This window comes from Cohnella sp. WQ 127256, assembly GCF_024519285.1.
Lineage (GTDB): Bacteria > Bacillota > Bacilli > Paenibacillales > Paenibacillaceae > Cohnella.
This window is the reverse complement of sequence record NZ_JAMZCY010000003.1, coordinates 261276-286678: the sequence shown is the minus strand read 5'-3', so window position 1 is coordinate 286678 and position 25403 is coordinate 261276. Positions and strand designations below refer to the sequence as shown.

Here is a 25403-nt window from a genome sequence, read left to right as displayed (position 1 = left end):
TAAATTAACACTTCATAATTATACCAACAGAAGGTAGGAAATCCATATTTTTATGTAAATTTAAGCTGATCTTGATTGATGCTCGCAACGAACACAGCAGCCAAGGGGATAGAGTACACGATAATACCCGGTACGAAATAATGCCATTGCCTGCTCCATCGTTTTCAGCTGATTGCATCTCACACAATAGAATAAGACGGATTGTTCCATAATAGCCCCCTAGTGGATTGAAATAACGTTATGAATCCATAAGCATTCTCGATTGAATTCTCTGACGTTCTGCCGGTGTAACGGTATAGTAGTAAATTCCGTTAATCATCTTCCCTTTTCCTTCCAAATATAAGGTTTCAATATTATGGATTACGGGACGGTATTTTATTGCCAGATTAATCATGTCCTTCGAGGTCAAATTGGTGCGGACATAATCAGAAAGATGTGATAGGAGACGCGGAAGCTTTGTTATCGAATTCACACTTATAACCTGATCGACAGCACTGGATAGTACTTGTCTTTGTCTTTGGGTTCGACCAAAGTCCCCTTGTGGATCTTCCTTACGCATACGGCTATAGGCTAAGGCTTCCTCTCCGTCCAAATGCTGTGCTCCTAAAGGGAAGGACCTTCCTTCATATTCGAACGCTCTTTGGTTAACAACATCTACACCATCTAATGTATCTACAATATTAACTAAGCCTTCCATATTCGTTTTCATATAATAGGAGATGGGTACTCCAAACAAATGCTCAACAGCCTCAACCGCCAAAGAGGACCCCCCGAAGGCATACGAATGATTAATTTTGTCGTATTTCCCTGAGTTAGGCATCAACGTTCTTGTATCACGTGGAATCGAGATAGCAACAACTTCTCCTTTCTTAGGTTCAATTGTCATTAAAATCATCGTGTCACTACGTCCTCGATCGCCTGCTCGCTCATCTACACCAAGCAACAAAATGCTAAAGGGATCCTCTTCCGATAAATTCGGGTTTCTTAGTCGCTTTACTCCTTCTTCATCGAGAGAAAGTCTAGATTTCTCATCCATAGGAGCCACTACGGATACCTCTGGGCCTAAACGTCCTTCATTATTCGAATCTATGTCCGTTGTTACAGGAGTATCCATTTTCTCAGCCTCAGGCTCTATTTCAAACACAGGATTTACCCACTTCGTAGAAGGAAGTGGCTCATACATCGCATCCATTGTTTTTTGCATGGAGTACCAAAGATAACCCCCACTTAGAATTGCAATAACAAATAGAGAGATTAGGGAATAGACGATAATCTTAATTACTAAAGCCCGTTTCACAGTTCGTTTCTCCCTTCCTTCCCACCCTATGAAGTAACATCAAATTGTCTAAACTGCCCATCATTGTTGCGATCGGAGATTTTCTTATATAACGTATGAATATGCGGACTTGATATGATGACCTTCTGCATGTAATCATTTAATCGATACTGATATGCCTGTCTCTCTAGGCCAGTCATTAACCATCTCGCTCCATAAGTATGTAGACCATCCTCATGACCTGTGTGTACAATAACAGTTCTCAATTTCACAAAATAATGACCCATCCTATACTCAATAAGCCACTCTACGTCCTCACGAACTGGAATGAGCAAATTTGTAGTAAACTGACAGCCTCCCACACTCATATTGTTGAGTAAGATAACCTGTTTTCGGCTTCTAATTTCTCGCACATCAACACGCCAGAGCGACAACTCTGCGAATAGTGGCGTAGTTAGTTTAAAGCGAATATGTTCGCGCCGATTCTCTACAAGCACATCATCCATGTCATCACCTTATTTCTCAAACGCTACAAATCGTATCTAACACATAAATTCAATGTACGATACACAATGTAACACGTCAAGAGAAAAATTGGCTCTTTTAGATGAAAACTTATGTTTATCACACTCGAAAAGTGGATATTACTATAAAATAGTAAAACTTTGCGACAATTTGTTTCAAATAATGCATTTATCTTCTATCCATATTATGATGAATTTAATGACCATCCTGGGAGGGATATGATGGATATCGGCAGTCGTCTCGCTTTCTTAAGAGACCAACGCGGTTTGACCCAAGAAGAGCTATCTTCATCCCTTGGTATCTCACGTGCGGCTCTATCACACTATGAGAAAAATCGTAGGGAACCAGATACGGAAACATTGGGTAAAGTCGCAGACTTGTTCCAGGTTTCGATAGACTATCTAGTAGGAAGAACCCCTCAATCCACTGTTACCTTGGATCCAGAAGTTCGCCAATTCACTGACGAGCTGGAATTAGCAGACGACCAGCTACTGGAGCACTTTGCTCTAACCATTGATGGCCGTAAGCTGTCTGCCGAGGAAGCTCGTCGATTCATAGCCTTTGTCCGTGCAGAACGGAATATGGATAAGTAGGGGCAATAATTAATTAGACAACAAAATAAACCCCAGTAGCTAATCAGATGAACGAACACATCTGTTCCCCTACTGAGGTTTATTTGAGTTTTCATTATGTATCGAAAGTTAGGATAAGCAAATTAAGACCGCTGTACTGAATTCTTATATTCCTCCGGCCATTTCTCCTTCTGAATCCCTAGCTGCTCCAAAATCTTGCGGATGTCTACTTCCAATGGTTGATTACTTAAGTTCAAACCTATCGGTATATCCCTCTCCATCTCCGCTCCCAAGCCCTCTCTTCGATTTCTCGGTTTTGAAACACTAATATCAGTATAGTTTAAAGACTATGCGGAGGGTGTCGAGTGATAGGACAGGAGGTATAATTAATATTCAGAACTTTTGTCGAATAAGCCCAGTTCTAGGTGAAATAACCTATAACATAAAAAAAAGAACCAGCTCCTGAAATTCAGCTAGTTCATTTCGTATTTCGTTCAATCCAGGTCATTATCATTTCCTTAAGCTTGCCGATATTCATGAAAGCAACAATAGCGCTTTGACTACGACTATTGGAACTTATTTGTTCTTCAAAATACACTAATCCATGCTTCAAATCAAACTCTTTCACTTTTTTCATATTCACTAAGTTCGTTCGATCTAGCTTCTCGAAGCCAAGTGCTTCCGTATGTTTCGCGTACATACTAAGTGATGGAATCAGAGGATAAAAGCTGCCTTCGGGCGTATGGAATACAACTGCTCCATCCTCTGTCTGGATATATAATACGTCTTCCATATCCATCATGATGACTTCACTATTGTTGTTTCGATCCCGTGTGACTGGCTGATTCATGAGTTCCACTCCACTGTTATTTCCCGATCGTTACGGGTAGACGGCTGCTGGAGATACTCCAACAGCCGCGTAGCACCTACTTATTCAATAACTCAGCTGGTACATCTGGACGATGACCGAAAAAGGCTGCGCAGGCAGTAGTAACGAATACAACAGCAACCAAACCAAGTGCAGTAGCTAATAAACGCGCAAACTTCTTATTCATGTGACTCCACCCCCTTATATGGTAATAATGTCAACGAAATAATAAACCAAGAGACTGCCAAGATTTCCGATTGAATTAGTATATTTGAAAGAACGAGCACTAATCCAGTGTATTTCATGATGTTTAGTGTCCGATCGGAAATCCGCGTCTTCCCCCGCATATCAACAGGCGCATATTTCCATACCAAGAGTGCACTTATTGCAGTAAAGGTGTATAGGATCGGTGTGCTTATCGGAATAAACGGTACAACCACTACCGCTGCCGAGGAGAAAATGATACATAAAACCGGGGAACTTAGATGATGCCCACCTGCCAAATATCTTAAAGACGTCATTGCCAATACGACTATACATGTCTCTTGAAACTTTCCAATCATAATTCCAATTACTAGACTCAACACTATCGTTAAGGTGTGTGTTAACAAAGCAATAAGAGCAAATTTCATCACTTCTTGGCTGACATGTTGACGGTCATTATGACGATAGACGTAAGCGCTAATACGTGCAGAAAAAGCTTCGATCACGTTATCATCTCCTTCTTATGAGCGATTTTTAGAATAATCAGAATGGCGAGGAAACAAAGTAAACAGCTTGCAGTTAGCGTGCTGTGCAAAAAGCTTAGCTTGAGAAACACGAAGACAAACCCCGATATAAACAGACATGAAACAATGGAGATGACCAACAGCGCTATATTTAACTTATCCATTGTCACCTTTTCATCCATACGGTCCGGAACGAAAGAAAATCCTATTCTTTTTCTAAGCAACCAAAGTGCGATTGCTAGAGTTAATGTCGACCCTACAACTTGAATCAACTTCGCATTTAACAACGTACCGCTAAGCTCTTCGAGTGTGAAGACACTTTGAAGTAATAATACAATTGTAGATTGGACTAAGATATAAACTAAATAACCCGTTATAACCATCAATAAAGCATAAAATATATGAATTCGGAATATTAACCAGGCAAAGATTATGAACCATAACAGCATAAAGAATGGTGTAACACTATCCATATCCAACACGAATCTCAGTAAATAAGAGGTTTGTGCCATGACAGCCGCTGCAATAAAGGTATATGTCAAATATCCTTTTATCGAAAATCTAAAAATCGCCAACATCAAAGCAAACATTGCAATAACTTCATACATATTCACCGAGATATCTAACAAAAATTGAGACATTTTTTGCCTCCCGCAATGCTACTTATAGTCATTTTAATTTTACACCTAAATTTACCATAATGGAACAATTTTAATAGATTTGTATATAAAGAGATTGCATGGTTTCTGATTCCATGACAAAAAACGCCGATAGAAGCGCTAGTGCGCACCTCTATCGGCGTTTTGATGAATTGTCTATTCGATTTAGTTGCCGCCAGCGCGGGATAGATCACGCATATTAGCTTCGAATGCAGCTAGCAATGCTTGTTCTCCGCTAAGTCCTTGTGCCTCAACTTTGGCAATTTGCTCCATCATCCGTTTGTAATCCTTCGGAATGATTTTAACCACATTCTTAACCATGTTACCCCAATCAGCTAACACTCGGCTACCCAGTTCACTGTTTGTGAATTGGACATGGTTACTAATCATTGAGCGCACTTCTTCGATCTCAGCCGCATTCTCTAGATGCTCTAAACCAACCATTTCGAAGTTGCAGCGTTTCACGAATTGCCCATCCCAATCGATGACATATGCGATACCGCCCGACATACCTGCTGCAAAATTGCGACCCGTCTTACCAAGAACGACAACGCGTCCACCTGTCATATACTCACAGCCGTGATCGCCCACACCTTCAACGACAACATTCGCACCGCTATTACGCACCGCGAACCTCTCACCAGCAACGCCGCGAATATAAGCTTCACCGCTCGTCGCTCCGTAAAGTGCCGTATTCCCAATGATGACGTTATCCTCCGCAGCGAATGAAGCTTTCGAGGACGGATAGATGGCAATTTTCCCGCCTGACAAGCCTTTACCCACGTAGTCATTGGAATCGCCTTCGAGTGTTAAAGTCATTCCTTTAGGAATAAACGCACCGAAGCTTTGACCCGCAGTTCCTACAAAATGGAATTGAATCGTATTTGCAGGCAAACCGTCTTTGCCGTAGCGTTTCGTTACTTCTGAGCCCACAATCGTTCCAACAACTCGATTCGTATTTTTAATCGGGAACGTCATTTGTACTTGCTGCTTACTTTCCAATGCCGGAGCCGCAGCTTCAAGCAAGGATTGCATATCAAGCGACTCTTCCAACAAGTGATTTTGTGCCTTAGCATTATAGCGATATGAACCCTCTGGCAATTCCGGCATATATAGCAATGGCTTCAGATCGATCCCTTGCGTCTTATAGTGCTTAATCGCCATGTTGGAATCCAAGCGATCTACACGTCCGACCATCTCTTCAACCGTACGGAAACCGAGCTCCGCCATAATTTCTCGGAATTCCTCTGCCACAAATTTCATAAAGTTGATCGCATGCTCAGGTTGACCCATGAACTTCTTACGCAGCTCTGGGTTTTGCGTAGCGACACCAACCGGACAAGTATCCAACTGGCACACGCGCATCATCACACAGCCGAGCACGACTAGTGGAGCCGTGGAGAAACCAAATTCTTCTGCGCCGAGTAATGCAGCAATTGCAATATCACGACCGGTCAACATTTTACCATCCGTCTCAACAACAACACGGTCACGCAAGTTATTCAAGATAAGCGTCTGATGCGTCTCTGCAAGACCAAGCTCCCAGGGTAAGCCCGCATGGCGGATCGAACCGATTGGAGAGGCTCCCGTTCCTCCGTCATATCCGCTCACAAGGATAACATCGGCACGCCCTTTGGCAACGCCAGCTGCAATCGTGCCTACGCCAACCTCAGATACGAGCTTCACGTTAATACGAGCACTCGGATTCGCATTTTTCAGATCATGGATCAACTCAGCTAAATCCTCAATGGAGTATATATCATGATGTGGTGGTGGAGAGATAAGCCCCACGCCCGGTGTCGTTCCCCGAACTTCAGCTACCCATGGATAAACCTTGCGTCCCATGAGCTGCCCGCCTTCACCTGGCTTAGCCCCTTGTGCCATCTTGATCTGGATCTCTTCCGCATTGGTCAGATAATAACTCGTTACTCCGAAACGACCCGAAGCAACCTGTTTAATTGCGCTCCGACGCGAATCACCATTCGCATCCGGAATGAACCGAGCCGGATCTTCTCCACCCTCACCGGAATTGGATTTACCCCCAATTCTGTTCATCGCAATAGCTAGTGACTCATGCGCTTCTTTACTAATTGAACCAAATGACATCGCACCGGTTTTGAATCTTTTGAAAATCGCTTCAACAGGCTCCACTTCTTCAATCGGAACTGGAGGTTGATCGAAGTTAAATTTCAATAAAGAACGAAGGGTACGTACCTCCTCGTATTCGCCTTGAACAAGTGCCGAATATTTCTTATACGTAGCGTAGTTGCCCGTACGGGTTGCTTGTTGAAGCGTATGAATCGTCTGTGGATTAAACAGATGATCCTCCCCGTCTTTGCGCCATTGGTATTCTCCACCGGAATCTAGCTCACGCTCGGCTCCTGCTTGTTTGGAGAACGCACGTTGATGCGCAACTAACGTCTCTTGTGTAATGACATCAAAGCCTATTCCTTCAATTCGGGACGCTGTACCCGTGAAGAATTGTTCGACGACTTCTGTATTCAGGCCGACTGCTTCGAAGATTTGCGCACCACGGTACGACTGAATCGTAGAAATCCCCATCTTGGACAGGACCTTCACGACACCCTTAGTTCCTGCTTTAATATAGTTTTTGACCGCTTTCTCATGCGAAATGTTCCGAATCATGCCTTCGCGGATCAGATCATCTAACGTCTCGAAAGCAAGATACGGGTTAACCGCACTTACACCGTATCCGAGCAGCAGTGCAAAATGATGCACCTCACGAGGTTCGCCGGATTCAAGCAGGATACTCACTTTTGTCCGAGTTCCTTGACGAATCAGGTGATGATGCACGGTCGAAACAGCAAGCAAGGAAGGAATCGCCGCATTATCGGCATCCACACCCTTATCGGACAAAATGAGGATGTTATGTCCTTTGGAAATAAGACGATCCGCTGCTTCACATAGCAGCTTAAGTGCTTCACGCAAGCCAGCTTCTCCATCTTTAGCCGCGAAGAATATCGGCAACGTGATCGATTTGAAGCCAGGACGGTGGACATGACGCAGCTTCGCGAACTCTTCATTCGATAGAATAGGCGTGTATAGGCGAATCTGGCGACAGCTTTCCGGTTCCGGAAGAAGCAAATTCCGCTCAGGTCCAACGGTTGTATACGTCGACGTCACGATTTCCTCGCGAATGGCATCGATCGGTGGATTCGTTACCTGTGCGAACAATTGCTTAAAATAATTAAACAAACGCTGTGGTTTCTCCGACAGCACAGCTAGAGGGGAGTCGTATCCCATTGAAGCAAGTGGCTCCACACCCGTGAGCGCCATTGGCTCCATCACTTTACGAATATCCTCAAATGAATATCCGAACGCTTGCTGACGCAATTGTACGGTATCATGATCCGGTTCAGGAAGCTCCGCTGCATCTGGGAGATCTTCTAAATCAACCAAGTGATTATCCAACCATTCGCGGTACGGATGCTCCGTCACAATCCCACGTTTCACCTCTTCATCAGAGATGATGCGTCCTTCCTTCGTATCCACGAGAAGAATACGACCTGGGCGTAAACGGTCCTTCAGTACAATATCTTCTTGAGGAATATCGACAACCCCAGCTTCAGAAGCAAGTACGATCAGATCGTCCTTCGTAACGTAATAACGGGCAGGACGTAAGCCATTGCGGTCAAGAATGGCTCCAATTTGTACGCCATCCGTGAACCCTACAGCAGCAGGACCATCCCATGGCTCCATCAAGCAGGCATGATATTCATAGAAGGCTCTTTTCTCTTCGTCCATATGCTCATCGTTCTGCCAAGGTTCTGGAACCATCATCATCGCTGCATGTGCCATAGAACGACCAGACAAATACATGAACTCGAACGTATTATCGAACATGGCTGTATCAGATCCATCTGGAGCGATGACCGGTTTAACTTTGTCCAGATCATCCCCGAACAGCTCGGAGTTAAACAAGGTTTGACGAGCGTGCATCCAGTTCACATTGCCTCTTAAAGTATTAATCTCACCGTTATGAATCAAGTAGTTGAACGGATGCGCTCTTTCCCAGCTTGGAAAAGTATTCGTGCTGAACCGGGAATGCACAAGAGCCATCGCTGTTTCTAATTCCGGATTGTGAAGCTCACTATAGAAGAGTCCGACCTGTTCCGTCGTGAGCATCCCTTTATATACAATTTTCTTACTCGACAAGCTCGGAAAATAGAACATGTCCGCGCCTTCGATACCGGAGTAACGAATCGCTTGCTCCGAACGCTTACGAATGACATATAACTTACGTTCGAAAGCCATATCATCTGCCAACACAGCTGAGCGTCCAATAAACGCTTGACGGACAAAAGGTTTAACCTTCTTCGAGGATTCGCCTAATGACTCATCGTTAGTCGGAACCGTCCGCCAACCGAGTAAAGTCTGACCTTCTTCTGCTATAATCGACTCGAATATTTGCTCGTGATTACGGCGAGTCAATTCCTCTTGCGGAAGAAATACCATCCCCACCGCGTATTGACCTTCTTCAGGTAGCTTAAAGCCGAGCTTTGCCGTCTCTGCGAGGAAGAAGTGATGTGGAATTTGCAATAAAATCCCTGCTCCATCTCCCGTGCTAGGCTCACTCCCCTGACCACCGCGATGCTCCATATTAAAGAGCAGCGTTAAAGCCTGCTCGACGATATTATGTGATTTCTGACCCTTGATATGTGCGACAAACCCCATACCACAAGCGTCCTTCTCATATTGGGGATCATACATTCCCTGTTTAAGAGGTAATCCGTTACGCATCTCTCTCATAATCAATCAACCTTTCTATACACAATGTTGAGAAAATAAACAATAACGGCTACAATTCCCGTCCAAAATGACCTAAAATAAAGAGGTTAGTGGAAAGTACGGGAAGAACCGGGGATTTGGAGGTAATGCGAGACATTCGCGGCGTTCATAAATATACACTTCATATTTATATAATTTTAACACCGCCGCCAAAAGAATAACAATTTAATATTTTTATGGTTTTGATAAGCATTGTTATATGCCAAAGCGATTTATCATGATATCCAAGGAGGAATTTACCACTATGAAAATCAACTTTCGCAAACCATTAGCAACGATATTTGCAGCAATCCTAACCCTAACTGTAGTCTCTACTGCGACCGCTGCCAACAATGAAACGACATCCCAAGACATTTATCGGATCGTTGCTTTAGGTGATTCGATCAGTGTAGGCTTTGAACCGACACCGGAGATCATTGCCGAAACATCAGCACCTTATGGCTACGTCGATCGTTTGTATGAACAAGCGTTGTTCCACAGTCGTTCCGAATTTGCTAACTACGCCATTATGGGCTTAACGACTCCAGGACTTACCAAGCTACTACAAGGCGCAACAGACAGAAAGCCGTTGTCCTCAGCCGACCTACAGGATTTCTCCTCTTTCCAAGCGGGAGTATCCAAGCAAGCAGATCGCATTGCCGCGCTAACCCCTCAGCTTGCAACAGATCTTGCCAAAGCCAATCTCGTCGTATTGACGATTGGCGGCAATGATTTCAGTTCCATTGTTAAGGACGCAATTGACATTAGTAATGACAAGCCTATTGAGTCTGCACGACAAATTATACAGGACAGCTTCGAGATTAGAATGAATGAATATACAAAAGATTTGGATAAAATGATGAGTCACTTGCACGAGCTCGCCCCTGACGCACAAATTGTCATCTCGGATCAATATTTGCCTTTATTTAAGGGTCACCCTTTGTATCCTGTTTTAGTGGAAGCTGTTAATAAACTTGCTGATAAATTAGATACATTCGCAATTGATCTTAACCAAAAAGGTATCCCAGTTCGTATCGCTCACATCTCCACTAAATTTATAGGGAATGAAGCATCATTTACTTACTTTAACGCATGGGAAAAATATGATACTCACCCCAAGCAAGCCGGATATGAAGCCATCGCACAATCCTTCGCTGAGATCGTTTGGAAGCAGTATGTTAAACCTGCACCTCGAGCGGCTGATGTTCCTATCTCCGTAGTCATTAACGGTAAGGAGCCTCCCAACAAAGCTGTATTGCTCAAGGGCACTACCTTCCTAGCACTACGCGACGTAGCGAACGCGGTTGGCGCTGATCTAAAGTGGACTCAAAAAACCAATACGGCCATCTTCTCTAAAAATGGTCGGGAAGTCATCGTCACGATCGGAGCAAAAACCATTATCGTGAACGGTGTGACTCAACCCTTAGAAACACCAGCCTACTTCCAGCAGGTCGGCAAAGAACAAAAGACGTATGTACCACTCGCTGTCATCAGTAAAGGCTTAGATTATCAAGTCATCTACAGCAAGAAGCTGAATACTGCCTTTATCAATTCCTAGTCATCTCGTTATGATGTCTCATTCATAGAAACAAAGGGCTCCCTTCGAAGTCGAAGGGAGCCCTTTATTCATCGCTTACACTTTAATATCTAGATTTCCGCCCATGTGCGGAAGCACACTTTTTTCCATTAGCTGTATGAGTTCTTGTCCCTGTTGCTTCATTGAATCCTGCGATTTAGCGAGTACTGCAATACCAACCTGCTGTTTAAGGGAACCACTTGCTGCTGATGCCAATCCACCAATGCTACTCATTATCTCACCTCCATCTACTTAGCTGTGACGCGAACTGTGACCGTCTTGCCACCGAATGTCGCTTTGATCGATGCGCTTCCTTTGCCTTTTACGGATATCTTACCATCAGAGACAGTTGCTACAGATGACTTGGAAGTTGTCCATACCGCTTTGGAGGTCACATCATGAGATTTACCATTCTCGTATAATGCTGTCAGGTCCACGCTAACTGAAGCACCGACATTGGACTTAAAGGTTGTAGATGATGCTGTAAGCTTGGTTAGCTTGGCTGTAACCTCATATGGAACTACCAAGGTCTTCTCTTGGATTGTTGCCGTCAGATTCCCGCTACCTTCGCTTAAGCCTTTCACGGATGCTCCTTTAACCGTAACATGATCCTCGTTCGAAGCCTTCCATTCAATTCTAGAACCTAGAATTACTTTCTTGCCACTTTTCGTCGTTCCCGTTACTTTAATCGATTGAGATTTCTTTAAGGTTAAGCTAACATTCTTTGGCTCGATGAGGAAAGAAATAAATTCTTCTTCTACCGTTACTTTAATCTTGACCGTATGATTCAGATAAGTTCCAGTTAAAGTTGCAGTTGTTGCCAGCAACCCTTTCATTTTCGTTTCTTTAACTAATAGCTTCGGTGTTGAAGATTTCCACACGATTTCATCGGTAACTGGTGCTTCTTCCCCATTCTCGTAGATGAGTTGAACTTGCGGAAAATCAACCTCTTTACCTATAACGACACTAATCGTTTCCGTAGAAGGGATCAATGTTAGAATTTTGTCGTGGACTTGTACGTAAACCGTATCGCTAACAGAAGTACCTGGAGAGGTCTCCATTGATGCCGTTAGAGTTGCCGTACCTTTACCTATAGCTTTCCATTTGCCATCCTCAATTTTAACGACTCGTTGGTCGTCCGATGACCATTCCACATATTTACCGATATCTTTCTTGTCGCCCGCTACGGTTTCACCAGATACGTCTGGAAGAGTACCGGTTTCGTCTACAAAGACATCCAACGAATCTTTTTCGATCTCAACCGTGTTAATCGTTGGATAGACCGTAATGGAGACATTTTTGGATATTCCCAAATAAGATGCGGTGATTTGTACAGTACCTACACCCTTCGGCACGGCATATACTTTCCCGTTTTCTTTCTTAATAATAGCGACCGCTTGGTCGGCATCCGCGATTTTCCATTCAACCAGATTCGTTACATCTTGTGGAGTCGCTGCACCTTTAATCGCTGTTGCACTTAATTCAACACTTGTTCCATACAAGGTGACATAGATTTGTTTCTCCGGAGTCACTTTTAGAACCTCGTATTCCGTTCTTACGATCACAGTGACGGAGTCCGATACGCCGTATTTCGTGGCAGTTATGACAGCTGTACCTTGTCCGACGGCTGTTAGCTTACCCTTCTCATCGATCTTAACGACAGAAGCGCTGCTGCTGGACCATGTAGCGGTTTCAGTAGCTGTTTCCGTACCACCCGCCTTAAAACTAGCTATCGCTGCCAAGTTCAAGTCTGGGGCTCCGACATACATTTCGATCGGTCCCGAGATGGAATTGCCATCCTTCTTAATATCAATCGAAGAATATGGCGTCTTGGCCGTAAGGGTGATCGAGTCCGATTTCCCCTTCAACTTAACAGTGATCGTAACCTCACCTGTACCTAGCAATTTAACCGTACCATTCGTTACGGTTGCAATTGCGGAGTTAGATGTTGTCCATGTGGCCGTGGAAGTAATGTCCTCCTCAGGGGAAGAGCCTTTAATTGCCTTTGCCGTAAATAGCAGATCCAGACCTAAATCAACATCCTTCTTATCTGGAGCATCAACGGATTCTAGCTTGAGCTTGATGTCGTCATAAGCATACTCAGATGTCACATAGAACGTATCTGTTTTGTCACTGTATCTTGCAGTAATGGTAGCTGATGATACAGCACCTGTAGCTTTTACGACACCTTTAACAACTTGCACGGATGTCGAAGTAGAAGACCATGTCGCGGATTCCGTTATGTTTCTCGCTACGTTATCACCACTGATATTCGCATACGCGTTTAAGATGATCGAATTATCATCAACATATAATTTTCCGGTTTGAACATCAGGGGTAATAAAAATGGAATTAACCGTTTCCGCAGCGGAAGCGACACCGCCATACGTACTGCCAACTAAGGCGATAACAAGGAACATCGCGAGAATACGATTATAAAATTTACTGGGACGGGGAGACGGTGACTGGTGTTTCGCTGTTTTGTTCCACATAATCATTTGTAAGCATACCCTCCATAGACAGTTAGTCTAATTCCATAAATTAAACACTCTTCTTATATAACGGCTTCAACCTCCTATTATTGAAGGTGAAATTTAAATTTCTCTTTTTTTCGACACAAAAAAAGCTGTTCCCAAGTTCAATTTGAACTCTGGAACAGCTTCCTTATTGCGTTTAAGCCCCGTAATCGTTACGCAAAATATTCAATTTCTCCAAACACAGCTCCGACCAGCGCTTTAATTGATCTATTCGCTCCATCTCGGCATGAAGTGCAGTATGCAGTGACTTAGTGTAATCAGGGACTACTCCTGTATAGGATTGTGCGACCTGAATCGGCACCCAAACCTTCTCTGTGTAGGAGAGTGCCCTCCGTTCATGGAATATAACGACATCTGGATCTTGCGAGCTATGGAGATCACCTTGAGTTGGATGCTGCAATACCGCTAAAACTTTCACTAATACACGCCGATCATCGCGATCTATGATTTCACCGACATAATTCGCTGTCTTGTGCGCAAATTTTACAATTTCTTGGGCTACACTCGTTTCTTCCATATCATTCATTATCTCCTTTAGCTGTTTCTTATCATTGTACCACTTGTTACGAGTCCCGCTTCAGCGTAATATAGTAGTAGGAAAAGTGGAGGAATATTTCTATGCGTAAAAAACGAGTTCTGCTGCTTTCCGAAGGTTTCGGTACCGGACATACTCAAGCCGCATATGCGCTGTCGGTTGGTTTGCGCCAGCTTTCTCCGCGAATTCAGACACGCGTCATTGAGTTGGGCACCTTTCTTAATCCTATTATTGGTCCCTTGATTTTATCCGCATACCGCAAAACTGTAACCAAACAGCCTAAGCTAGTCGGCAGAATGTACCGTAGCGGCTATCATAAATCATTAAACCGGATGACGCAATTCGCGTTACATAGATTATTTTACAATCAAGTAGCAGATGTTGTCCGCCAATTGAAGCCTGATTCTATCGTCTGTACTCATCCAATCCCTAATGCAGTCGTGAGCCGTTTAAAACGACTAGGACTGGATGTCCCTTTGTATACGCTAATAACCGATTACGATGCTCATGCGACCTGGACCAATCCTGAGGTTAACACCTATTTGGTCAGCACGCCCGCCGTGCGCAACAAATTAATCGCTCGCGGGGTTCCTCCGACTTCCATCGAAGTGACTGGCATTCCCGTACATCCGAACTTCTGGCATCCTCATGACAGAGCTGAAATCCTTAATCAGTTTAAGCTCAAGGACATGCCTACCGTTCTCATTATGGGCGGTGGCTGGGGCCTCCTATATGGAGAAGAGCTGGTAGAGTACATGGCTTCTTATGCCGATCGGGTTCAACTCATTTTATGTATGGGCAATAACGTGAAGGCACGTGAAAAGCTGCTATCTGATCCACGCTTCCAGCATTCCAATGTTCATGTGATCGGATATACGAATGAAATCAGTAAGCTCATGGACGTCTCCGACTTGCTTGTCACCAAGCCCGGGGGGATGACATGCACCGAAGGTATGGCTAAAGGCATTCCAATGCTCTTCTATGAGCCCATTCCAGGTCAAGAGGAAGAGAATGCCGAATACTTCGTTACCCATGGCTTTGGCGAGCTAATGAAGAACAATGAGACGATCGACCGTTGGTTCCGATTGATTCAAGAGCCGTATGCAGCATACCAGCATCGAGATACGTTACTTGCTTTACGTAATGCGGAATATCACCCAGCTAAGTGCTCTGAGGCGGTTCTCGCTTTAATGGAGTAGGGGCATCTAGTAAATAGCCAGCCCACATAGGCAAACTTAAAGAAGCACCTTCAACCATTGAGCGGTTAAAGGCGCTTCTTTGTCTTATCCTCCGATACAATCCCCAGCTCCTTCTAATGAATTTTTACGGTATTGCTGTGGAGTATAACCCGTTATCTTCTTAAAGGTTCGGGTAAAGTGAGATAAATTATCATACCCCAAATGACTCATGATATAACCGATTCTATGCTCCGATCGCACCAACATTTCTTTAGCACATTCAATACGTTGCCGAACGATGTATTCTGAAAGTGAAAGTCCTGTCTTCTTACGAAAAAATCGAGACAGGTAAGCTGGATGGAAGTGCACGTATTGGGCAATTTCTTCTCGTGTCATCTGCTCTAACAAATGCTCTTCAATGTAGTCTATGATTTGCCGCAAAGAAGAATCGTTGGAATGGCGAGCATGCCTCATATGCAGCAGCTTATTGATTTCGTTCCACTGCTCATCCATAGGTTCCTCAGCCTTCTCTTGAGGCAGCTCACGCATCGGAACGGATTGGCCAATCTCAATATCGACGTCGGCGTACAAGAAGCTATTGGCAACCTTACGCAGTTGCCTGCAGCGATGCTCTAATCCTGAAGTCATCGGATTCGCACTAGGTAATCCGAACAGGAAAACAACAGTTCCATGGTGTATTCGTAAAGTCGTTCCACTAAGCGGATATCTAATCATTTCATCGGATGCATTACATAGAGCATATTCCAATAAATTGCGATCATGATCGGGTAGGGGAATATGCCATCTTCTCACTAAAATCCTAATAGGCAATATCCAACTGCTCTCCGACCCTGTAAAGTCCATCTATTCCCTCCTTCCTCTATAGACTTCAGCGATAGTGTACTAGAATGGAATAGAATTTATCTATATACAGTGATGACTTACATAGCACTATGATGACTTTATTTATGATTCACACCTCTATGATTACAAATGGAAGGGAAAAGCCTCCAGAACCACTCTACTTCAGTGATCATGGAGGCTTATAAATCTAAGTTAAGTTAAGGTTCTATTCCCCAAACCAATGCACCGTTTACATACAGCGTCACTTTACTCCAATCAGCATAAGCTGCCTTCGTCGAATCGAATGAGTAATCGTTCGTTTCGTTGAAATTACTCCAGTCCGTCTTCGACATTCTCAATTGAATATCCCCTGACTGCCCGTTCGGCGCTATCGAACCCGCCCCGGAGGTGAACGATAGCTCCGCATAGGTGTCCGCACCCGTTCCAGATGCGCTACCGAACGTAACTTGAATGTTCGTGCCGCCAATCTGCGCCCAATCTATCCAGGCATTCATCGCCGCACTACTATCTTTCGTAAAGTAATATCTCATTTTGAGATTACTCATGCTCACCGCTGCTGTACCTGTATTCTTAATGTTCAGATGCGGTTTAATTTGGTTATCCGTCGCGTTCGTATCCCCGGCCTTGTACTGAACGACCAAGTTTCCTGTCGGCGGCGCTTGCGGTGTTGCGCTTGCTTGCCCTGAATCCACACTCGGTCCCGCAGCGTTCACTGCATTGACGACATAATAGTACGTCGTTCCGTTCGTTAACCCAGTGTCCGTGAAGCTCGTTGCGGTTACGCCCGTTGCAATGCTCGTGTAGGGTCCACCGTTAGTCGTCGCCCGCTTAACCGTATAACTCGTCGCTCCGCTTGACGCCGTCCAGCTTAAGGCGACTTGCGCATTGCCACCCGTTGCGGTCAAGCTAGTAGGCGCTACGGGAACCGTCAGCACAGCTAGCGGCGTTGCGCTCGCTTGCACTGAATTCGTACTCTGTCCCGCTGCATTCCCTGCGCTGACGACATAATAGTACGTCGTTCCGTTCGTTAACCCAGTGTCCGTGAAGCTCGTTGCGGTTACTCCCGTTGCAATGCTCGTGTAGGGTCCACCGTTAGTCGTCGCCCGCTTAACCGTATAGCTCGTCGCTCCGCTTGACGCCGTCCAGCTTAAGGCGACTTGCGCATTGCCACCCGTTGCGGTCAAGCTTGTAGGCGCTGCGGGAACCGTCAGCACAGCTAGCGGCGTTGCGCTCGCTTGCGCTGAATTCGCACTCTGTCCCGCAGCATTCCCTGCGCTGACGACATAATAGTACGTCGTTCCGTTCGTTAACCCAGTGTCTGTGAAGCTCGTTGCGGTTACTCCCGTTGCAATGCTCGTATAGGGTCCACCGTTAATCGTAGCCCGCTTAACCGTATAGCTCGTCGCTCCGCTTGACGCCGTCCAGCTTAAGGCGACTTGCGCATTGCCACTTGTAGCGGTAATACCTGCTGGCGCTGCTGGAATCGTTGGCGTAGTAGTGCCACCTAGCAAGCGATCATATTCTGCGTATGCCGTCGCAATATCCACTTGCGACCAGAACCGGTGATACTTGAAGGTAGGTACACCGTTATCCCATGTTTTGGTCGTTTGATTATAGGAGCTGTTATAAAGATTAGTTAAATAAGACCACTTCGGATCCTGCGTAATTTTGGGACGAAGCTGTGCATAGCTAATATACGTACCATTTCCGCCTTTAGCTGGATCAGAAGCAATCCCCCCGGTTCCAGGAATCGTGTTGCCTTGTCCGAAAGTACCGCTCCAGCCAGTAGGAATATAGATTTCCTGCGTAAAGTAGCGGTTGTAGTCTTTACGTTGCTCATCTATGGCAATTCCAAGTCCGTCGTTATAGTTCCAGGCTGTACTCAACAGCCCATCCGCAATCGTTTTCGCTTGATTGCCCAATGGTGTAAAGTTACCCGTCTCAGCCTTCGTCCCGGCAGCAAAGTAGGAGAGTGCTTTAACATAGCTTCCGAGAACACCAACATCCTGGCTCGGATTCTTGGTAATAACGTGGAAATTCGGATTGCCTGTAAAGGTTGAGAAGCTGTTCCAAGTATCTGGTTGGCCACTCCATTCTTGCCCGCTCGGTATCCAGAATTCACCCGGTGCAGCAACGGTAGCTATAGCGGGATTATTGCCGCCAAGAACGCGACCTCCGGAACCATTCAGATAATAGCCGTCAGCATCAGACAGAGGCTTCTGGTTGACAAAAGTATAATCGAGCGACCAGTCGATCCATTTGGAAATTGCGTTCTTAGCCATTTGGAAATTCTGCGAGGTTGTATCCCCACTTGAGGCAAGGATGTAGTACATCTCTGCTACCCGTTCCAAAGGCCAAGCCTGAAAGCCAAACCAGGTATTCGATCCCGGATCTTGATATACCGGATTTTCTTGGTAGGCCAATCCATGGAAGGTACTCACTCCAGACGGATAAGCGCTATAGCTACCGTTCCAGCTATTCGTCGCTCCCCCTCCGATGGCTCCTTCAGCGGACAATAGCCAGTTGTAGAATTCTAGCTGCCTTGTCAGCGACGTATTCCAATCGGCTTGTCCCGTCGCAGAGGTAGGATTAAGACCCCCGGTCGTCGTTCCTAGCGCATATGCCGCTACTGGATTTTGATAAGCCTGGTGGGCATGGCTCGATCCGATCCGCCAAGCCCAATTGCCCCCTGAACCTAGCCCACCGCCCCATGCGGTATACCAGGAGAGCAAGTACAGCGAGGAGTTTTTGCCACTGCCCGCAGCAGGCGTGCCGTCGTTAGCGCTACCGATTTGTTGAAAATATTTATCGTACATGCCGTAACGCAGATAATCGCCCATTTTCTTCGCTTTGTTCAAGATCGCCGTGTTGTTGAACCCTAGCTGCTTCGCCCAGAAGATAACTTGGACCGCCCGTGCATCGGCATCCGTCGCGTTCGTGTACCGCCATTGGGCCGCAGGGACTTGACTCTCTTTCGTAAACAAGGACATGAAGCCCTCGTTCGGTTTGCCGAACGTCTTATTATCCTGAGAAGGATGACCGATCGCTTCCCAAACCGATTCCTGCTCACCCCGTTGGAACGTGTTCGCATACGTAACTTTATGAGATGGATTTAATAGATTTCCGTATCCGTACCAATTATCAACGTCAACCAGCCAGTGCATCAGGTAGGTTTGGTTGTTGCCGTAAGTTGCTTTCAATTCCGCATCCAATGGATCCGATCCCGCCGCGTATTGCCCCGAGAGTTGGGAGGGATATTGATCAGGGAAAGGTTTCTCAGCGGCATACGTGGCAGGACTGCTTGGATTATAGTAGCTCATCGTTGGCTGTTCCTCTGCGCCGTCCCCTTCGTTTATTGGAATGATATATTTCTCCATGTTCGCCCAGGCTGCTTCCAGCTTAGACCAATCACCGGTGTAGTGACCATATAGCGTCTCAAGCCAGAGCCAGTAGCTATAAGCTTCGGAGGTAGACATGTGCCCATAATCCGGTGCTTCACTGATCAAAGTTTCAATGGAATGATATGGCACTCCCTCAGGTGAGAAATAGCCATTCACCGGGTTCTTGATCTGACTATAGAGCTGCATGAATCTCGTTTCGTTTACGGAAGCAGCTGCGGCCTCCTTCGGCGACACCCACAAGCTTGCATAAGCAGCTAAGATAATACAGACGGCTAACCACCATATAAATCCCTTACGAATTAGACCCTGTGTCATTTCCCATTCCTCCTTCGTTTAATTGTTGTATTAAGGCTCCATTCCCCATGCAAGCGTTCCGTTTAAGTAAAGCGTAGCCTTGCTCCAATCCGTATAAGTTGTCTTCGTTGGGTCATAAGAATAATCACCCGTCTCATTGAAGTTCGACCAGTCTGTCTTCGCCATCCTTAACTGGATGTCGCCTGTCTGTCCATTTGGTGCTAGCGAGCCAGCTCCGGGAGTAAACGAGAGCTCTGCATACGTGTCCGCACCCGTTCCAGATGCGCTACCAAATGTCACTTGAATGTTCGTTCCACCGATCTGCGCCCAATCAATCCAGGCATTCATCGCTGAACTGCCCTCTTTCGTAAAATAATATCTCACCTTCACGTTGCTAAGGCTCACCGTCGTGGAACCTGTATTCTTAATGTTCAGATGAGGTTTAATTTGGTTGTCCAACGCATTTACGTCACCGGCCTTGTACTGAACGACCAGACTTCCTGCCGGTGGCGCTATTGGTGTTACACTGACTTGCACAGAATTTGCACTTTCTCCTATCGCATTCACAGCACTAACGACGTAATAGTACGTCGTGCCATTCGTTAGACCTATTGCCGGGTAGCTATTAGCGGTGACCCCAGTTGCCACGGTCGTATAGGGTCCTCCATTCGTGGTCGCCTGCTTCACGTTGTAGCTGGTTGCACCTCCGGAGGCCGTCCAGCTAAGCGTTGCTTGCAGATTACCGGCAGCAGCGATCAAGCCTGTCGGTGCCGCTGGTAGAGTCGGTGCTAGCGGAGTGGCACTGATCTGCGCAGAGTTCGCGCTCTGACCAACAGCGTTAACCGCACTCACCACATAATAATAGGCTGTTCCATTCGTTAGGCCCGTGTCCGTATAGCTCGTGGTAGTTACTCCTGTAGCTACCGCAGTGTAAGGTCCGCCGTTTGTTGCGGCTCGTTTAACGGTATAACTCGTCGCTCCACCAGATGCTGTCCAGTTCAACGCAACTTGAGCATTACCGGACACTGCGACTAGCCCTGTTGGTGCTATTGGAGGTGTCGGAACGACAGGACCCGGTTCATTGCCGAATACCTTTATTCCATTGTCGTACACAGGCATAAATGCCGTCTTGATCGTCGAAGCACTCGCGAGTCCTTGGGCGGAATAATCATTATTTGGATTCCAGAACGAGGTCCCCGCAGGTGCCGCTAAGCGGAACTGAATCTCCTTCTTATAAGCCGATTGGCCACCCGGATAGATTTTCGTGCCCGTGAAATCGATAACCAGATAATAGATATGATTAGTGGCGTCATAGGGCAGAAGCGTAGATACGGTAGCTCCTTGGTTATAGTTCGTGCTAATTGTAATATCGTTAACAGACTTTCCAGCATTGTAGACTTCCGTCAAATCGACGTAATAACGGAAACTCAGCTTATCCCCCATCCGTGCAGGCCAGCCAGAACGGTTGTTCAAGAGTGCCTTGATTTCCGTATAATTCGGTCCAGTACTATTGAAGGAAGCTTCGACGAACATTTCGTCCTCCTTCGTTTCCACTGGCGGGAAATTGGCAAGTGGCTGTTGACCTGTGCCGTAAAGAAGATTCATTTTTGCGAGTACACCAGTAAATCCGGCATTATAATCCGTTGCAACCTCATTGCTGACATAATCACCGATCGAATCCGTGTAGCTATCACTGCTGTTCGGACCGCCTACCAATGCTCCATATAGAACGTGGCGATGGCTTGCAGGAACCGTTTGACTATCCGCATAAGATCCATGCGATGTCCTATGGTGCGGATGCTGCGGCGAATTCGCACCGTAACCGATCACGTAGCTGCTATTGCGCGGATTGTCACCGAGCGCATATAGCGCTTGATTGGTGGCAAAGGTTCGATATTTGTTCTTCTTGGTCGTATCCGTGACCCAGTCGGAATAGACGAATGCAAGGAACGATGCATTCATTGAGTACCGTAGTGAGCCCCAGGTATCTAGCCACGCCAAGCCTCCCGGCGTATACGTGACCCTCTCGCCCGTACCTGAGATACCGGAGGTCCAGTAGTCCAGATTACGTTCCGTGGAGGTGACGAATGCAGGGTCATTCGTAATTCGAGCCAATAACAGTTGGGCACCGTAATGTTTGTCATCCCATGCATGGGTCCACTTATAGCCCCAATTCGTTGACTGCCCCTCTTTCCCCCAATTGTTAGAAGCTGTAATAGCCTTCGTTAAATAGGCATTGTCATTGGTCGCTAAATACAACCAAGTTGCACCCCAAGACAATTCATCCCAATATCCGGACCAGGAATTATAGAAGGATTGGGCATCCGATACGCAATCACTATATTTGCCCTTGTACGTATCAGCGAATGAATACAGCTGCTTAGCATGCGTGAGCAATGTGGCCGCATATATGGGATCCGTTTCTGCGAATACGATGGAGGCCGCTGCTAATGCCGCCGCGGTTTCTCCTGCTACGTCCGAGCCTGGACAGGTTGCTGAAATCTTGTAAGAGGGCCGGTTCATCTGCATCACTTCTGCTGGTCCCCACCAGGCATGATCCGTTCCACCTTGCCCGACCTGAACATACAGTTCATTGGGCGCCGTATGAGCTTTAATAAAGTAGTCCGTAGCCCATTTAAGATTATCTAGAATTTCCTCGTACTGCCCTGCCTGCTTATATCCGTCTTCATACTCGTAGACGGACCAAGCCAGCATGGTCGCGGATGCAGCCATTGGCAGCCCGAATTTAACGTGGTCTCCAGCATCGTACCAGCCTCCTGTCAAATCCTTGCCCACATCCGCCCCATCTGTCATTCCCGAATCTCCACGCCATGGCACGCGATTATTTGCCGGAAGGTCCCCCGAACGTTGCTCCTCGAAAAAATAAATCGATTTTTGCAATGCTTCCGCGTAATTATAAGTACTAGCTGAAGCTTTCGCCGTAGGTGAAGCGAATGGTCCCGTCCCAAGCAGCAAAGAGCACCCGATAGCCGTCGATAACGTTATACATAACGCCTTTCCCCACACTTTTCCCATAAGAACTTCCCTCCAATTTGATTTGAATGATGAGTCACTCTCCGTCACCATGCTCGATTTGAGCAAACACCACCTTTTCTGGAAAAAGTTATCCATCCCTGTTATTTCATTATAAGACCGCGAACTATCCCGAATTGTGCGGATTGTAACCTCTTTATCGCGTTTTGTAACCGCTTTTCGTATACGCAAAAAAAGCCTGGAAATATCCCTCGCAAGGAACATCGACCAAGCACCCGTAATATCAAAAAACGGCCTCACGATCCATGAGGGATCGCGAAGCCGCCTTCATACCTATTTATAATGCGCTACCCCCATAGAGGAAGCGATACTCCCAATGCTTACCTGAGATACTATCCGTGCGAACGCCGCCTGAAACCTTCGAATACGTGTGCAGCACCTTGCCATCGCCAAGATAGATTCCCGCGTGGCTGATTTTCTCACTCAGCGGCTTTTTGCCAGCGTAGCTGGAGGAATTCGTACCTTTGTAGTCCATAAAGAACATAAGATCTCCACGCTTAAGCTGCTTCCAATCGGTCGTTATCGCACCTTTGTCCCGTACATACTGACCTTGCCCTCGCGAGTCAGCAGGTAGGGTTACACCGATTGCATCCTTGAACATTTGTCGGATCAGATCGGAGCAGTCAAAGGTATTCGTGTTATCACGGCTGGAGCCATATTCGTAAGGAGTACCTAAATACTTCATCCCTGCAGCAATGATCGATTCCACTTGAGTCGTGCCATTACCAGTGCCATTACCCGCTGGAGGCTGTGTTGGGGTAGGATCAGGGATCGTTCCCGTCACCTGTATGTACTTGCTATCTGTGCTTACATATCCCGATTGCCCTTTAGAATCCGTCACAGCGTACCAATAAGCGTTCGGCTTACCCGTAACCTTCACCTTTTCGCCTTTTGTCATAAATCTGATACGTGTAGCACTAGTCGCAGGTTTTGTACGGAATGATACACTTCCGACAATCGTCGCATTGTTATCGGAGGTCACTCCACTTCCGCCTGTCGAGCCGGACGAAGAACCGTTTATTCGAATATACTTACTGCCGGAAGAGATGTATCCAATACTCCCGTATACATCCTGTACTTGCAACCAATAGCTATTGTGCGTAGCCAGCACGACAACTTCCTCGCCTTTACTAATCATACGAATAATCGAAGCAGACGCACTCGGAGATTTGCGGAAAATGACCCCGGATTGAATCGAGCCTGTTGTGACAGCAGCGTCTGCTTGGGAATTGGGGATAGAGACCCAAACCATTACAGCCGCCAAGAGATACATCAACGTACGTTTCACTTGCACAGTCCTCCTCTGGATTTGGCATTAAGGGGGAATGCCCCTTACTTGCTTCATTATAGAGAGATGACCAATGCTTTCCATCGGGCGTGACGCCCAGCAGCTAGGATGAGACATGGGGGAAAAGGTCCAGCTCACCATAGGTCCATGGCACGTTAAGTCCCGTCCATAGCGGGAAATTCAAGAGCGATTTCCCCAAACTTACCAGTGAGTTCAGGATAAATAAACAAAGAACCGACGCGATTAGTCGTCGGTTCCTTTATTCAGCCTACTTTTGGAGGTAAATAACGGAATTACACATTACTTAAGGCCCATCTTAATATCAGGATAATTTCCTGAGAACGAAGCTTAAGCTTCGTTCTCTCCGGGCTCAACATGAACATGTACGTTTAATATATCGTGCTTACGTCTCAGCCTCATCTCTACTGTGTCACTAATGCTGTGACTTTCGATAAGAGACAGCGAAGGATCTACGGTTACGATGACATCGACAAGAACAGTGCTTCCGTGAATACGGGCGCGGATATCCTTAATCTCCCTCACCCCTTCTGTCCGTTCAACGACACCTCGGAGCGTCATCAATTGCTTTACATCAAACCCATCTGTCAAGTCACGTGTTGCTGACCAGAAAATATCCCACGCTGTTTTCAGTATGAGCAGCGCAACAACTACCGCCGCAACAGCGTCAAGCCAAGGCCAACCAAGTCCCGCTCCAAAAATACCCACAGCAGCACCGATGCTGACTATAGCATCTGAGCGATTGTCTTGTGCGGCTGCCATTAACGCCTGGCTACGAATTCGGCGGGCCAGACGAACATTAAACGCATAGACGCCAAACATAGCAGCCGCAGCCGCAATCGCCACCCAGCCCGCGGCCATTTCTGGTACTTCATAGTGACCATTCCATAAGTTGCGGATTGCAGCCTGCCCTACCTGCAAGCCAACCGTCGCCATGATGAAGGACGCGAGTAGCGCAGCTACCGTCTCCGCTCTCAAGTGACCGTAGGGGTGATTAGCATCCGGTGGCCTACGAGAGATGCGAAGACCGATCAGGACAGCGACAGAAGCGACGATATCTGTGACGTTGTTGAAGCCGTCAGCTAATAACGCCTCCGACGAGAATACCCACCCCGACGCCAGCTTTAGAGTAGAGAGCAGAAGATATGCACAAATACTAACCCATGCGCCTTTTTCTCCTTTTTTGATATCCTCATAGATGTCCATCGTCATCGCACACCTCCTCACTCGATTACGTTCATC

General features: G+C 46.3%; 19 protein-coding genes. 3 read left to right on the top strand and 16 right to left on the bottom strand.

All coding sequences use genetic code 11. The features are described 5' to 3' along the window. Positions 1 to 238 precede the first annotated feature (238 nt). Both M1K58_RS11445 and M1K58_RS11440 read right to left on the bottom strand, forming a co-directional pair. Positions 239 to 1297 (bottom strand): LCP family glycopolymer transferase, encoded by a 1059-nt coding sequence (locus M1K58_RS11445; RefSeq protein WP_256758977.1) that lies wholly within the window; start codon positions 1295 to 1297, stop codon positions 239 to 241. A gap of 26 nt (positions 1298 to 1323) precedes the next feature. Next, positions 1324 to 1782 (bottom strand): hypothetical protein, encoded by a 459-nt coding sequence (locus M1K58_RS11440; protein WP_256758976.1) that lies wholly within the window; start codon positions 1780 to 1782, stop codon positions 1324 to 1326. 240 nt (positions 1783 to 2022) lie between these two features. Between M1K58_RS11440 and M1K58_RS11435 the strand changes: the two genes are divergently transcribed. Further along, positions 2023 to 2394, top strand: a complete 372-nt coding sequence (locus M1K58_RS11435) for a helix-turn-helix domain-containing protein (protein ID WP_256759043.1) — start codon at positions 2023 to 2025, stop codon at positions 2392 to 2394. Positions 2395 to 2516: 122 nt separating this feature from the next. On the opposite strand, the gene M1K58_RS11430 is transcribed toward M1K58_RS11435, so the two are convergent. From M1K58_RS11430 to gltB, 6 genes are all read right to left on the bottom strand, one after another. Then, entirely contained in the window at positions 2517 to 2654 is a 138-nt protein-coding gene (locus M1K58_RS11430) for a hypothetical protein (protein ID WP_256758975.1), read from the bottom strand. A gap of 197 nt (positions 2655 to 2851) precedes the next feature. After that, positions 2852 to 3223: a LytTR family transcriptional regulator DNA-binding domain-containing protein gene (locus M1K58_RS11425; protein ID WP_256758974.1), complete on the bottom strand. Its 372-nt coding sequence runs from the start codon at positions 3221 to 3223 to the stop codon at positions 2852 to 2854. A 76-nt stretch (positions 3224 to 3299) separates the two neighbouring features. Further along, a complete protein-coding gene (locus M1K58_RS11420) occupies positions 3300 to 3428 on the bottom strand; it encodes a cyclic lactone autoinducer peptide (RefSeq protein ID WP_256758973.1) in 129 nt (42 codons plus the stop codon). Beyond that, the gene (locus M1K58_RS11415) at positions 3421 to 3951 is read right to left on the bottom strand and encodes an accessory gene regulator ArgB-like protein (protein ID WP_256758972.1); all 531 of its coding nucleotides are present in this window, start codon (positions 3949 to 3951) and stop codon (positions 3421 to 3423) included. The genes M1K58_RS11420 and M1K58_RS11415 overlap by 8 nt, the downstream gene beginning before the upstream one ends. Then, the gene (locus M1K58_RS11410; RefSeq protein ID WP_256758971.1) at positions 3948 to 4610 is read right to left on the bottom strand and encodes a hypothetical protein; all 663 of its coding nucleotides are present in this window, start codon (positions 4608 to 4610) and stop codon (positions 3948 to 3950) included. Before M1K58_RS11410 ends, M1K58_RS11415 begins: the two co-directional genes overlap by 4 nt. 183 nt (positions 4611 to 4793) lie before the next feature. Then, complete coding sequence (gene gltB / locus M1K58_RS11405; RefSeq protein WP_256758970.1) at positions 4794 to 9398, bottom strand: glutamate synthase large subunit; 4605 nt, start codon at positions 9396 to 9398, stop codon at positions 4794 to 4796. A 283-nt stretch (positions 9399 to 9681) separates the two neighbouring features. On the opposite strand from gltB, the gene M1K58_RS11400 reads away from it, so the two are divergent. Then, entirely contained in the window at positions 9682 to 10974 is a 1293-nt protein-coding gene (locus M1K58_RS11400; RefSeq protein ID WP_256758969.1) for a stalk domain-containing protein, read from the top strand. Between the two features lie 75 nt (positions 10975 to 11049). Here M1K58_RS11400 and M1K58_RS11395 read toward each other — a convergent pair whose 3' ends face one another. From M1K58_RS11395 to kapB, 3 genes are all read right to left on the bottom strand, one after another. Then, positions 11050 to 11226 (bottom strand): YjfB family protein, encoded by a 177-nt coding sequence (locus tag M1K58_RS11395; RefSeq protein ID WP_256758968.1) that lies wholly within the window; start codon positions 11224 to 11226, stop codon positions 11050 to 11052. 14 nt (positions 11227 to 11240) lie between these two features. Beyond that, on the bottom strand, positions 11241 to 13490 hold the full coding sequence (locus M1K58_RS11390; RefSeq protein WP_256758967.1) for a hypothetical protein: 2250 nt from the start codon (positions 13488 to 13490) through the stop codon (positions 11241 to 11243). A 175-nt stretch (positions 13491 to 13665) separates the two neighbouring features. Next, the gene (kapB, locus tag M1K58_RS11385; RefSeq protein WP_256758966.1) at positions 13666 to 14046 is read right to left on the bottom strand and encodes a sporulation phosphorelay system protein KapB; all 381 of its coding nucleotides are present in this window, start codon (positions 14044 to 14046) and stop codon (positions 13666 to 13668) included. Between the two features lie 101 nt (positions 14047 to 14147). Between kapB and M1K58_RS11380 the strand changes: the two genes are divergently transcribed. After that, positions 14148 to 15263, top strand: a complete 1116-nt coding sequence (locus M1K58_RS11380) for an MGDG synthase family glycosyltransferase (RefSeq protein ID WP_256758965.1) — start codon at positions 14148 to 14150, stop codon at positions 15261 to 15263. Between the two features lie 84 nt (positions 15264 to 15347). Here the strand turns inward: M1K58_RS11380 and M1K58_RS11375 are convergent, their stop codons facing one another. From M1K58_RS11375 to M1K58_RS11355, 5 genes are all read right to left on the bottom strand, one after another. Next, positions 15348 to 16106, bottom strand: a complete 759-nt coding sequence (locus M1K58_RS11375; RefSeq protein WP_256758964.1) for a helix-turn-helix domain-containing protein — start codon at positions 16104 to 16106, stop codon at positions 15348 to 15350. A 197-nt stretch (positions 16107 to 16303) separates the two neighbouring features. Next, complete coding sequence (locus M1K58_RS11370) at positions 16304 to 19822, bottom strand: glycoside hydrolase family 48 protein (RefSeq protein ID WP_256758963.1); 3519 nt, start codon at positions 19820 to 19822, stop codon at positions 16304 to 16306. A gap of 30 nt (positions 19823 to 19852) precedes the next feature. Beyond that, positions 19853 to 22837 carry a glycoside hydrolase family 9 protein gene (locus M1K58_RS11365; protein ID WP_256758962.1) on the bottom strand — a complete coding sequence of 995 codons (2985 nt, stop codon included), beginning with the start codon at positions 22835 to 22837 and terminating at the stop codon, positions 19853 to 19855. Between the two features lie 295 nt (positions 22838 to 23132). Further along, positions 23133 to 24143, bottom strand: coding sequence for a C40 family peptidase (locus M1K58_RS11360; RefSeq protein ID WP_256758961.1), 1011 nt, complete (start codon positions 24141 to 24143; stop codon positions 23133 to 23135). Between the two features lie 348 nt (positions 24144 to 24491). Then, positions 24492 to 25373 (bottom strand): cation diffusion facilitator family transporter, encoded by an 882-nt coding sequence (locus tag M1K58_RS11355; RefSeq protein WP_306220350.1) that lies wholly within the window; start codon positions 25371 to 25373, stop codon positions 24492 to 24494. Positions 25374 to 25403: the final 30 nt, after the last annotated feature.